The following is a 12591-nucleotide window of genomic DNA, read 5'->3' as shown; positions in this document are numbered from 1 at the left end:
TCGGTGTTCACCCGCGTTCATCTGCGGTTAAAAAACTCTAAATTTCAACTCCGGTGCCAGATGGTTGTACCATCTTTTTGATCGATCAAAGTAATGCCTCGATCCTTAAGTTCGTTGCGAATGCGATCGCCCTCAGCGAAATTCTTAGCTTTTCGGGCATCTTTCCGCTGCTGAATCATCACCTCAATCTCCTCATCAGTTAATCCCCTAATGATTTCAACTTTATTAATACTGAAAGATGCGGAAGGGATATTGATAGTCGCACTTAGCGGGACGAGATTGGGTTTTTTAAATCCTAAAACTTCGGCTAACTTAACAAGAGTCTGCCACTTTTGTTGCAACACTTCCGAAGGCATTTCCGTTTTTCCCCCATGCACAATTATATTCCTTTCGCGCCGCAATTCCTTCGCCAATTCAAACACAACAGCTAAAGCATTAGGAGTATTGAAATCATCATCCATCGCTGCTCTAAATTGCTGTACAGCCTCACTCTCCCCTATGGGCAATTTCTTGATTTTATCTAAATTCCAGCCCAATTGGGAACCGTGCAAATCACCAAAAAGTAGGCTTTCTTCAAGAGTATGCCAGCCATTTTTTGCAGAGGCGATCGCCTCTTCGGTAAAATCAATTTGACTGCGGTACTGCGCTGTTAACACAAACAGCCTCACCGCCATCGGTTCTACCGCTTTTGACTTCTCGCTTCCTTCATTCTTACTCCCCCCTTTACCAAGGGCGGGCTGGGGGGGGTTAGATTCCAAATCACCTGACCAATTCCCATCCAACAAATCGCGAATTGTAATAAAATTGTGCAAAGATTTCGACATCTTTTTGCCATTGACAGTCACAAAAGCATTGTGCATCCAATAATTAGCAAGTGACTTGCCAGTCGCGGCTTCAGATTGAGCAATTTCGTTTTCATGGTGCGGAAAAGTTAAATCGGAACCGCCGCAGTGAATGTCAATTGTTTCGCCCAAGCAATCGCGCAGCATCGCCGAACATTCGATGTGCCATCCGGGGCGACCTTTTCCCCAAGATGAATCCCAAGCAGGTTCTCCCGGTTTAGCACTTTTCCACAGGGCAAAATCAGAGGAATCTTGCTTTTTTTGAGCTTCTATTTCTGCGGTTTCTAATCTACCGCTAGCCCCGGCTTGCATTTCTTCCAACTTGCGGCCAGAAAGTTTTCCGTAATCTGGAAATTGCCTCACGTTGTAGTAAACGTCGCCGCCGGAAGCATAGGCATAACCTTTATTTTCTAATTCGTGAATCAGCCGTTTAATGCCGTCCATTGTATGGGTGGCGCGGGGATATTCATCAGCCCTGAGAATATTCAGCTTGTCCATATCTGCAAAATATTCCTCGATGAAGCGTTCCGCCACGGCTTCCATTGTGGAATTGGTTTCGCGGGCGCGGTTGAGAATTTTGTCGTCAATATCTGTAAAATTCTGCACGTAGCGCACATCGTATCCCCGCCACATCAGATAGCGGCGCACCATGTCCCAGACAATGTAAGCGCGGGCGTGGCCGACGTGGCAGTAATCGTATACCGTAACGCCGCAGCAGTACATCCGCACCTTTCCTGGTTCGAGGGGTTCAAAAGGTGATTCGCGACGGGTCAAGCTGTTGTAAAGCGTTAGGGGCATGGGATTTGAGATTTGAGATTAATGTACTGCTCTAATTTATTATATTGCTCTTGGCGAATCTTTCGGTGTCACTACCAAACATCTGTTAAATCTAAGACAAATCCCGGTAACATATCTTCCCCTGACAAAGTGTTGAGATTATCTAATATTGACATCCCGACTTTGCCGGTATATCTCAACTTTCTGGTTTTTGCGATCGATTAACCATCCCAAAATGGCTCCATTTGCGATGTATAGCGGTTCTCAAGAAAGTGAAATACACGGGCTAGTTCGATGCCCCATGCTTTTATGCCCGATGCCCAATCCCCAAGAGCACCTCATGTTACTGAGAAAGGCTATATTCCCGCATTTTTTCTCGCAATGGTTCCAGGTTGTCAGACTTAGAAAGCAATACAGATTCAGAAGAAATACCGACCTTAGAAGGGAAGAGAGAAAGTAGTACGTCAACAGATGCTAGAATATGTCAGCCCCAAAGTTGCCTTTTTTTATCCAAACAGTAACCAAAACGGTTAAAGGGCGATCGCGCACGCTTAACAGTTATTTACAGTTTGTAGGGGAGGAGTTGACAGTGAAATATAAAGAAAAAAATAGTTTCAACACAGGAGTCAAATGGCTACTGTGGTCTAGTTTTCTCACTCTAGGCATCGGCGGCGGCTTATTTGCCTACGGGTTATATCAAAATCGACCTCCCGAACCCATAGGAGTGCGCTTGATACCCGTCAAACTTGGCGATATTGAAGATACGCTTAATGAAAGCGGCACTATTGAATTGGCTGGTCAACAAACTCTTAAATCTCCCGTTAATGCTACTGTTGATGAAGTGTTAGTAAAAATCGGGCAAAATATCACATCTGGTCAGAACTTAATCACTCTTCGTAACCCCGAAAAACAAACAATTCTCAGCCAGCAAGAGTTGGAGATTCAAAAACAAAAACTCACTCTAGAAAGCTTCCGCCAAAAACTTGTCGCAGCCCAGGAAACGCTCAGTATCGCCCAAGGGAGACTTCAAAATTATAAATCCGGGCAAAATAACGAATTATTAGAAATTAAAAAACAGGAAATTGCCTTAGCAAAGAATCGCCAAAAAGTTGTTGACGCTGAGGTGGTTTTGGCTGCTGCTGAGCGGAAACTTACCGAGCAAAAAGCATTAGTTGAAAGAGGTTATATTCCGGCAGATAACGTGCGATCCCAAGAAGACGAAGTTCGCAAGGCTAAAGTCAGTTTACGAGAGGAACAGTCTCAAATCAACACCGATTTGCTCGACCTCAAAAGTCGGCAAATTCAGCGACAAAATAAAGAGCAAGATCTTCAGGAAAAAGTGATCGCTGCTGAGTCAGGAGTGCGACAAGCTCAGTTAGAAGTTGCTACACATAGCCCCACTCTCCAAAGCTCTCTGCTTGAGTACCGAAAAAAAGAACAGGAACTAAAAAACAATATGGTGACTGCATCTATTGATGGCAAGGTACTTAATATTCAAGTTAAAAATGGCGACGGAGTGCCGCAGGGAACAGAGCTTTTGACATTAGGTGACCCTTCACAAGAACTGGTAAAACTACAGCTTTCTACCCTCAATGCTGCTAAAGTTAGACCCAAGCAGTCCGTCCGTATCAGCATTATTGGGCCCAATCCTAAGCAGTTTTCAGGAAAAGTAGACAGCTTATATATTCTTGCTCAAAGTGGTAATAGTAAAGGAAATGACGACTCTAATCAAGGCAGTCAGCCAACGGTTCCTGCAACAGTAAGACTCGATGCTCCAACCCGGACTTTGATTCCAGGGAGTCAAGTGAATGTGGAGATAATTTTGCAGCAGCGCCAGAAGGTAGTAGTTTTAGATACAGAGGTAATTGTGCGATCGGAGTCTAAGCCTTTTGTGTGGATTCGTGACAGTCAAGGCAAAGCCCAGAAACGGTCAGTTACATTAGGTTTAGAAGGATTGACACAGGTAGAAATAACTTCTGGTTTGCGGCCAGGTGACAGTGCTGTGATACCCCCTCCTGAACCTTCCTTAAAGCCAGGAACTCCTATTCAGGAAGAAAAAACAACTAAAAAGAAAGAAAAAACAGAGGGTGACGATCTGGAATAAAAATTAAAGAGTAGGATCAAATTAGCTAATTTTATTAATGTACGAAATGTTGATTTTTGATTTTTAATTACTTATGAGCCTTTCTCCTTTAGACCTCCTCCGCCTTACTTGCATTTCCCTAAGTGGCAATCTTTTGCGCTCTGCCCTAACTACAGTCGGAGTTTTCATGGGTGTAGCTGCGGTCAGCGCAACGTTGCAAGTTGGCAACATTAGCCGCGCGGTGATTGCTGAACAACTAGCCAAGCGAGAAGCACCTCAATTTAGAATCACTATCTGGGATGGCTTAGGTTTGAAGTTAGAAGATATGGAATTTTTACGGAATCGGCTGAAAGGAATTCAGGCGATTAGCGCAGCAACTTGGTTTGTTTTTAACAAAAAAGTTATATTTCAGGCTGAAGAAGCGCAAACTAATATCTTCGCTGTTTCTCAAGATCATTTATTGACATCGGGGCGGCGATTAATTGAGGGGCGTTTTTTTTCCCATAATGATTTTACTAATTATCGACCTGTCGTGGTAATTGATGAAATGCTGGCGGCACAACTTTTTAAAGGTGGCACTAAACCTGTAGAGCAGCGCATTTATGCTGACCGCAGACCTTACATTGTTGTTGGCGTAATGGAGAGCAAGGAAGGCTTTTTTGGCAAACCCAAAGCGGAAATGTGGGTGTCGATGTCGGTTTACAAAGCGATGACAGGTAGTCAGAGAATTGACTCAATTTTGGTGCGACCTTATAATCTCAAAGATATTAAACGAATGGAAAAGCAGGCAAAAAAGGTTTTGAAGCAGCGCTTCCCCAAAGCAGAGGTTAATACTCGGAACAATGTTAAGCAAATTTTGGAGCAGCAGGAAATTCTGGAACTTGCTTCACAGGGACTATTGGCAGTGGGGGTAATTTCGCTATTGGTGGGAGGGGTTGGTATTGCTAATATTACGATCGCGGCGGTGATGGAACGTACCCCAGAAATTGGTTTGAGACGTGCGATAGGGGCTACTCAGAGAGATATAATGTTGCAGTTTATTCTAGAAGCAGTAATTCTGAGTTTAGCGGGCGGAATTGCTGCTATTGTGACGGTACACGGGTTAACGGTGGTGGTAGCGGATGTTTTTAAGTTGCCTTATAAATTTGACAGCAACACAGCAGCTTTGGCTTTAGGATCGGCATTAGCTGTGGGAGTGGGAGCTGGATTTCTCCCGGCTCTGCGAGCGAGTAAACTCGATCCTGTTAAAGCGCTGCGTCAAGGGTAGTCATCCCGTAGGAAATCGCCCTAGCATTACTTGCAGAAATAACTGGAGTTAGCATGACTGAGCAACCGCACGAAGATTATCTCCCAAATAGCGATTACCCTGCTCGCTACGAGATTCCTTGGATATTTCGTTTTAGCCTAGTTATGCTTGCAACCTGTGGGCTATTGGCGATATTTGCTGTTGCTTTTAAGTCTAGTTCAACAGTCAAAAGTGATGTTAGCTCTAAATCTGCGATCGCGCCCAAAATTCTGCCACTTACCACTAAAAAACATCTCCCACACATCCAAAATCTACCGCAAAATCAGGCGCTCATTAAACCCCAAAATCAGATAGAAACGCCAACTACCAACCAGAGAATAGTTATTCCTCAATTCCCCGGCGAAAATCCCACAAGTAAAATCAAACACTCACCAATTTCCCATTCCCAATCCCCAATCCCCAATTCCGAAGTATTAACAAAATCTACTCAAAAGAAACCTGTCCCACCAGAATCAATAGTAATTTATGAAGTTCCACCAAATCCAGAAATAACAGCAGAATCAATACCTGAAAATACCCAAAATCCAACTCTTCAACAGCAATCTATAGCGGATGAATTAGGGGTTGAACTGACACTCCAGGAAGTTGTATTTTTAGGCTTAGAAAACAACAGAGATATCAAAAATCAATACCTCAAACGCATCGTCCAAAAACAAGATTTAGCCGTAGAAGAAGGCTTATTTGTCCCTATTTTTACACCGACACTATCCGTGTCCTCAATTCGTTGGAGGAATGGGGGAAGAGTCGCCACTACTGGCGAAGTCGATTTATCTGCCCAGGTGAGTGTCAAAATTCCCACAGGAGGGAATATAAGTTTTGTTTGGAGTAGTAAACAAGGACAAGATGCGAATGGTTTTGGCATTAATAGTGAAGATTCTTTAAGTCAAAATCTCAGGTTAAATTTTACCCAACCTCTGTTAAGGGGAGCTGGAGTTGCTGTCAATCGAGCACCAATTGAGATTGCTCGCCTGAGTGAAAAAAGAAATATTCTGAGTTTGAAATCGAGGCTAATTGAGACAATTACTAAAGTAATTTTAACCTATCGAGAGTTGATTAAGGCTCAGGAACAAGTTAAAATTTCACAAAGTTCTCTGGAAAGTGCCCGTCAGCAATTGGAGATTAATCAGGTTTTGATTGAGGCAGGAAGGGTAGCAAAAGTTGAGATTTTTACAAGTGAAAAAGCTGTGGCAGATCGGGAAGGGACAGTATTAGCTAGTGAGGAGCAACTGAAGAAGGCAAGATTAGCACTGCTGCAAGTTCTAGACCTCGATCGCAATCTTAATATAATAGCAAGAGAAGATGCTGCCGTACAGACTAACCCTCTGGATTTCTCTAATATTCTACCATTAGCTCTGTCAAATAGTCCTGATTATTTACAAGGACAGCTCGACCGGGAAATCGCTAAATATCAATTGCTCGTAGCGGAAAATAAGCGCAAATGGAAATTGGATGTAAATGCAAGTTATAATAATAATGCTACTAATCTTTCAGACAGCAGCTCGGATTTGAGAGCGGGACTGGTTTTGACTCGCGAATTTGGAAATAGAGAAATTGAGCGAGATTTTCAGAATAGTCGTGTTAAGCTATTACAAGCTGAGAATAATTTAAAGGAGTACAATCAAAAGCTCGAAGTTGAGGTCAGAAATGCAATTCGAGATATAAATTTGAATCTTAAGCAAGTAGAACTAGCTCAAAAGTCAAGGGAGTTAGCGCAAAAGCAATTAGAAATAGAGCGAGGAAAAAGAAAATTGGGAGTGGAAAGTTCTCGGAGTATTATCGATATTGTGACTTTTCAGAAGGATTTAATAGAGGCTAAAAATGCAGAACTTAATGCGAGAATTGCCTATTTTAATGCTTTGACAAATCTTGATAAAATAATAGGTACTACTTTGGATACTTGGCAGGTGAGGATTGAAAATGAAGAATGATGTTAGTTAGTTGTTATCGGATTGAATGAGACTTGTCAGTAATTCCAACCAGGCTCCATCGGATCGGGAGCGGTAGAATCAGCCGTCAAGCAGATAGGTACAAGGCTAAAAATTTCATTCTTCACAGTAGAAATCTGAAAGTGTTTCGCAAATGTTACAACTGCGTTGTGCCTACTTGAATGGTTAATTTGCAGTCTAATATTTTTGCAAAATCGGGATGCTCCCGCGAAGCCTTCTTGTTAGAAGGATTATAGAGCAATACGGTTCAGTTAAGGAAAATTGTAGCGAAAATGTTGGGCGGAGTGAAACGGAGGGTTCGTTCCACGGGCCCAACCTACGCACGATCTGTTTTTTAGCACTAACCCAAGCGTATTGGATTATAGAGAAAGTCTTCCACTTTGTCATATTCGCAAAGACATATCCATTCTAAACGATCGCCCCCACCCTCCAAACCCATCAAAAGCCCCTCTCCCCATTTGTCATCAAATCCTGACCTTTGCTTCAACACCGATCCCGCAAATCTCCCAAATGTCAAGATTCCCTGACAAAGTGATCCCCAAAATCACGAAAATGCGTATAAGTACCCAGGATTGAGGGAAAAGACCCCTTGACCCGATCGCAACTTGTCTGCAACATTAAGTCATGACAAAGCGATCCCAAAGAAATGCTTGGATTAAGCAGCCCTGGGAGTCGAATAGCGCGTGTGCTGCCAGCACAGCGTTGCTAGCAGCACCGGTCGCACTCACAAAATCGATCTTGTCAATCAAGAATCGACAGATAAAGCTTTATTTAGATCGAACGGTGCGCGCAGAAGCCCAGAAGTCACAACCCTCGATCGCATGGGGGATAAGACAAGCTAAAAACAAGCAAGGCTTCAAAGGTTGGAGAGATTTGGAAGCTCGATCATATTTGCATTTAAAAGAGTTTCTAACTCAAAAAATCAACACATTTGTGTTGAGAGGAAAAATCTAACCCGCCATCCCAAATTAGTGGAGAACAAACTCATGGCAAAAGAACGCCCACCATTAGAAGAGATGACTTTGCGACAACTCCGCAGAGTTGCTAGCGAATGTGGAGTCTCTCGCTACAGCCGGATGCGGAAATCGCAACTTCTGGCATCAATTCAAGAAATTCAGCGCACAAAATTTTCATACAGTCCATCTCGCAAACTAGAGGCACAAGAAGCAGTGGAAGCAGCAAAGTTTGAACTCGGCCAAGAAGATAGAACCGGCGGTTCTTTGTCATCTGTAGATGAAGGTTTAGCAGATTTGCCCAACGGCTACGGCGAAAGCCGGGTTGTTTTAATGCCCCGCGACCCAGAATGGGCCTACACTTACTGGGACATCCCCAACGATCGCAAAGAAGAATTGCGCCGCCAAGGAGGACAGCAACTCGCCCTGCGGATCTACGACGTTACAGATGTTAACCTCGACAACCAAAGCCCGCACAGCATTCAAGAATATCCCTGCGACGAACTGGCGCGGGAATGGTACGTGCCAATCCCCGTGAGCGATCGCGACTACGCGATCGACATCGGCTACCGCTGTGCAGACGGCCGCTGGCTGGTATTAGCTCGATCGGCCCAAGTTCGCGTTCCTCCCGTCTATCCCAGCGACTGGATTGAAGATCAATTCATCACCCTCGACTGGGAAGAAGAATTGCAAGGCAAAACCTTCGCGGAACTGGTTCCTCCGGCCAAGAAAGTCGCACAAGCAGCCAATGGCTTCGGTTACAGCACCAGCAACGCCATCTACGAACAAATCTTCGGCATGGCAGAATCTGCCGAATCCCTGCGGGTAGCGGGTTCTGTCTTCGGTTCCATGCAGCACGTCGCCGGTTCCGTCCAGCAAGTGGGCATCCACGAACAAGCTCTCAGTTCCTACGTGTTCCCCTCCGGCGTCGGAATGTGGGCGGCTCCCACCATGTCCGGCCTCACCGCGTCGGGTGTCGGTATGTCCGGCCTCACCGCGTCGGGTGTCGGTATGTCCGGCCTCACCATGTCGGGTGTCGGTATGTCCGGCCTCACGATGTCCGGTTTCGGTATGTCAGGTGTTGGTATGTCGGGAGTTGGCTTCGCCGCCCCGATGCGCCCCCGCCAGTTCTGGTTAGTTGCTGATGCCGAACTGATCGTTTACGGTGCCACCGAACCCGACGCTACCGTCTACGTAGGCGGACAGCCGATTAAACTCAATGCTGACGGCACTTTCCGCTTCCAGATGTCCTTCCAAGACGGCTTAATCGACTATCCGATTTTTGCAGTAGCAGCAGACGGCGAGCAAAACCGCGCCATCCACTTGAAATTCAACCGCGAAACCCCAGAACGGCGCACCAATACCAAGCAAGATGCCGTTGTGGAATGGTTGGGCTAATCCCAAAGGTCGATCGAGCGGCGGGCGCTCATGCAGGTTTGTGCCAATTTTTGAACCATCACAAGGCATAGCCCCAGCCGATCGTGATTTGTTAAGGTTAATCCCAGACAACAACCCATAACACCCCCTATACACCGTTCTCCTGTTTTGAGGAGCGGTGTTTTTTGTATTTAGAAGCAAGAAGGAAGAAGGAAGAAGGAAGAAGGAAGAAGGAAGAAGGAAGAAGGAAGGAGGAAGAGGGAAGAAGGAAGGAGGAAGAGGGAAGAAGGAAGAAGGAAGAAAATTTTAGTTATCTAGGAGAGAAGTTTTAGTTATCTAGGAGAGAAGGAAGAATCAATCTACTGCATGGGTTTTAGCAATTAAGAATGTCCTCACCATCAGGGCGGTTGCTATATGGCAAAATACCTGGCAAGTGGGCGATCGACCGAAGCTATACCAATTCTTAAAAGTAGGGATAAAGATAGATTGTATGCGAGCATTCGTAGAAAATTAGGCCTTGCCTAAGTCCCTACTTTATTTCATGCGATTGACAACGGCTATCTTACTTATATCGTTTCCGGTTGCATCAATATTGTTCAAATGTCCAAAAAGTCTGTTGGCGCGAAAGCATAATTTTAGTCAACAGCAAACAGTCAACAATCATGAGGAGGGCAACCGGAATTGATATCAGACAATTTTATTAATATCTATCTGTAGATAGATGTTTACTTAAATCCCGTTGTTGCTAGTTAAATCAAAATTTGCACTCTTCACTCAAGCATTATTAAGTAAGCTAAAGTTTACTTAAATTTTTATTGCACAAACTCGGTAAATCCAGCGAAACAAAAGAAAGCGAGTTATGAGAGAAAGAAGGCGATCGCACAGCCACTTCTCAAAAACAAATGCAAAAAATCAATTCCCCGCCGCAACGGAGGCAGAAGCCTCGCCTTTTAGCCTTATTCGCTGTCACATTAGCCACCGTCTTGCTTTTATTTATTCTGCCGGCACTGACTCAACAGCCAGTCGTGCTCACCATGTTAATGCAAGGCCAAGACATTGTTAACTGGAGACCCTTTGTCAAAGAATTTGAACAGAAAAACCCCGACATTCGCATCAACCTCATAGAAGGGCCTTTTGACACCAACCTCATAGAAAATCTTTACACATCTGCCTTTCTTTTAGGCGAATCGCCCTACGACATCATCAACATGGATATTGTCTGGGTTCCCAAATTTGCAGCCGCAGGTTGGGTAAGCGATTTGACAGACAGAATTTCCCCCGAACAACTATCAAAATTCATCCAAGGTAACGTCGAAGGCGGGCGGTATCGAGGCAAACTTTACCGAATTCCCCACGCTTCCGATGCCGGAATGCTTTACTACCGCAAAGACATTTTAGAACAAGCGAAAATTCCAGCGCCGAAAACCTTTGAAGAGATGGTAAAAATCTCTCAAAACTTGCAGAAACAGGGAAAAGCAACTTGGGGTTATCTGTGGCAAGGCAAACAATACGAGGGAGTATCTGCGATGTTTGTCGAGGTGCTCTCCGGTTTTGGCGGCTTTTGGGCAAACCCTCAAACTTTTGAAGTTGGGTTAGATAAACCCGAGGCAATTAAAGCAGTAGAATTTCTCAAAAAAACGATCGCCTCCGGCATTTCTCCTCCGGGTGTCACCACCTACGGCGAAGAAGAAACCCGGCTGTTGTTTCAAAATGGCAAAGCGCTGTTTTTGCGAAACTGGCCGTATGTTTGGAAGCTTGCAAATGCCGAAGGATCGAATGTTAGAGGCAAAATTGCGATCGAGCCAATGCTCAGCAGTACGGGTAAAACAGGCGGTTCCTGCTTGGGTGGCTGGGGCTGGGGAATTGCCAAAACCTCAAAACATCCAGAACAAGCCTGGAAAGCAATTCAGTATCTTACCAGCGAGGAAACCCAGCGCAAATTTATTTTAGAAACTGGTTTAATTCCCAGTTACAAATCGCTGTTTACCAACAAAGAAATAGTCGCCAAATATCCTCACTACCCGCAACTGCTAAAAGTAGTGGAACGGCCAGCTTTGCGGCCGCCCCTGGCACAATACGCTCAAGCTTCTGATATTTTGCAGCGCTATTTGAGTTCAGCTTTTACCGGGAGAATGAGTGCAGAACAAGCAATGAAAGCAGCAGCTAGCGAAACTCGTAATTTATTAGGCAGTTTAAAACAACCCCAAGCTTCGTAAAACTGACATCTTGGTTTTCTGTTAGAAACAGGCCAGATGCCTGTTCCACAAAGAGTTGGAAACAGGCAAGATGCCTGTTCCACAAAAAGTTAATTCAATTCTGGGGTGGGCTTCTATCCGGCCCAAAAATAAATTAAAGGTGAACAATATGCAATTAGACAAGATGCGACAGCGCGAACAAAAAACCGGATGGATATTAGTAGCACCAGCTTTGATAATTCTGATGCTAGTATTTGCTTACCCAATATTGCGCGCTTTTTGGCTGAGTTTATTCACCCAAAACCTCGGTACAGAATTAAAACTGGTTTTTTCCGGTTTTGCTAACTACAGTCGAATGTTAGGGGACGGGCGTTTCTGGCAAACTTTAGGCAACACCACTGTATTTACAGTCGTCTCTGTTTTGCTGGAATTAATTCTCGGTATGGGTATTGCCTTAGTCTTAAATCAATCTTTCACAGGGCGTGGCATTGTTCGCACAATTTCCCTCCTACCTTGGGCACTGCCCACTGCATTGATGGGAGTAGCTTGGGCGTGGATTTTTAACGACCAATACGGCGTAATTAACGACATTTTAAGGCGATTAGGATTGATTCAAAATAGCATTAGCTGGCTGGGAGATCCGACGTTGGCAATGATGGCAGTGATTACAGCAGATGTGTGGAAAACGACGCCCTTTGTCAGCTTGCTTTTGCTAGCGGGATTGCAGTCAATTCCAGGTGATTTGTACGAAGCCCACGCCATTGACGGCGCGAGTAGCTGGCAGAGTTTCCGTCAAGTTACTGTGCCCCTGCTGATGCCCCAAATTGTGATTGCTTTGCTGTTTCGATTTGCCCAGTCTTTCGGCATTTTTGACTTGATTCAGGTGATGACGGGAGGGGGGCCGGCGGGAGCAACGGAGACGGTTTCTATCTACATTTACAGCACGGTGATGAGGTATTTAGACTTTGGCTACGGGGCGGCTTTGGTGGTGTGTACTTTTTTGATGTTAGTGGCAGCAGTTGCGATCGCCGCTTACCTGTTATCGAGAGCCCGCACCAATGCAGCAGGAGGAAACTAAGATTATTTTAGATTTGGGATTTGAGATTTTAGAT

At 44.8% G+C, this 12591-nt stretch carries 8 protein-coding genes and 2 pseudogenes; 8 read left to right on the top strand and 2 right to left on the bottom strand.

Annotated features, from left to right (window positions below):
- Window positions 1–44: 44 nt before the first annotated feature.
- Window positions 45–1640 (bottom strand): cysteine--tRNA ligase, encoded by a 1596-nt coding sequence (gene cysS / locus QUB14_RS01520; protein WP_333214398.1) that lies wholly within the window; start codon window positions 1638–1640, stop codon window positions 45–47.
- Window positions 1641–1711: 71 nt separating this feature from the next.
- Window positions 1712–1874, bottom strand: a pseudogene (locus tag QUB14_RS01515) (Uma2 family endonuclease); the annotation flags it as partial.
- Window positions 1875–2100: 226 nt separating this feature from the next.
- Between QUB14_RS01515 and QUB14_RS01510 the strand changes: the two are divergent.
- The 8 genes and pseudogenes from QUB14_RS01510 (at window position 2101) to QUB14_RS01475 (ending at window position 12557) form a co-directional block, all read left to right on the top strand.
- Window positions 2101–3723: an HlyD family efflux transporter periplasmic adaptor subunit gene (locus QUB14_RS01510; protein WP_333214396.1), complete on the top strand. Its 1623-nt coding sequence runs from the start codon at window positions 2101–2103 to the stop codon at window positions 3721–3723.
- A 73-nt stretch (window positions 3724–3796) separates the two neighbouring features.
- Window positions 3797–4969, top strand: a complete 1173-nt coding sequence (locus QUB14_RS01505; protein WP_333214394.1) for an ABC transporter permease — start codon at window positions 3797–3799, stop codon at window positions 4967–4969.
- Between the two features lie 53 nt (window positions 4970–5022).
- Window positions 5023–6936 (top strand): TolC family protein, encoded by a 1914-nt coding sequence (locus tag QUB14_RS01500; RefSeq protein ID WP_333214392.1) that lies wholly within the window; start codon window positions 5023–5025, stop codon window positions 6934–6936.
- 54 nt (window positions 6937–6990) lie between these two features.
- Window positions 6991–7123 (top strand): annotated as a pseudogene (locus QUB14_RS01495) (ISKra4 family transposase); the annotation flags it as partial.
- 817 nt (window positions 7124–7940) lie between these two features.
- Window positions 7941–9305, top strand: a complete 1365-nt coding sequence (locus QUB14_RS01490) for a DUF4912 domain-containing protein (protein WP_333214390.1) — start codon at window positions 7941–7943, stop codon at window positions 9303–9305.
- A 164-nt stretch (window positions 9306–9469) separates the two neighbouring features.
- Complete coding sequence (locus tag QUB14_RS01485) at window positions 9470–9616, top strand: hypothetical protein (RefSeq protein WP_333214388.1); 147 nt, start codon at window positions 9470–9472, stop codon at window positions 9614–9616.
- A gap of 570 nt (window positions 9617–10186) precedes the next feature.
- Window positions 10187–11500: an ABC transporter substrate-binding protein gene (locus tag QUB14_RS01480; RefSeq protein WP_333214386.1), complete on the top strand. Its 1314-nt coding sequence runs from the start codon at window positions 10187–10189 to the stop codon at window positions 11498–11500.
- 148 nt (window positions 11501–11648) lie between these two features.
- Complete coding sequence (locus QUB14_RS01475) at window positions 11649–12557, top strand: sugar ABC transporter permease (RefSeq protein ID WP_333214478.1); 909 nt, start codon at window positions 11649–11651, stop codon at window positions 12555–12557.
- Window positions 12558–12591 lie beyond the last annotated feature (34 nt).

This window comes from Microcoleus sp. B3-D2 (genome assembly GCF_036705345.1).
In the GTDB taxonomy this organism is placed as follows: Bacteria; Cyanobacteriota; Cyanobacteriia; order Cyanobacteriales; family Microcoleaceae; genus Microcoleus.
This window is presented reverse-complemented; position numbering and strand designations above follow the sequence as displayed.

Bases quoted from the DNA above. Each gene is read 5' to 3' on its own strand.
- QUB14_RS01475 (WP_333214478.1), top strand. From the start codon at position 11,649: ATGCAATTAGACAAGATGCGACAGCGCGAACAAAAAACCGGATGGATA.
- QUB14_RS01490 (WP_333214390.1), top strand. From the start codon at position 7,941: ATGGCAAAAGAACGCCCACCATTAGAAGAGATGACTTTGCGACAACTC.
- QUB14_RS01510 (WP_333214396.1), top strand. From the start codon at position 2,101: ATGTCAGCCCCAAAGTTGCCTTTTTTTATCCAAACAGTAACCAAAACG.
- QUB14_RS01500 (WP_333214392.1), top strand. From the start codon at position 5,023: ATGACTGAGCAACCGCACGAAGATTATCTCCCAAATAGCGATTACCCT.
- cysS (WP_333214398.1), bottom strand. From the start codon at position 1,640: ATGCCCCTAACGCTTTACAACAGCTTGACCCGTCGCGAATCACCTTTT.
- QUB14_RS01480 (WP_333214386.1), top strand. From the start codon at position 10,187: ATGCAAAAAATCAATTCCCCGCCGCAACGGAGGCAGAAGCCTCGCCTT.
- QUB14_RS01505 (WP_333214394.1), top strand. From the start codon at position 3,797: ATGAGCCTTTCTCCTTTAGACCTCCTCCGCCTTACTTGCATTTCCCTA.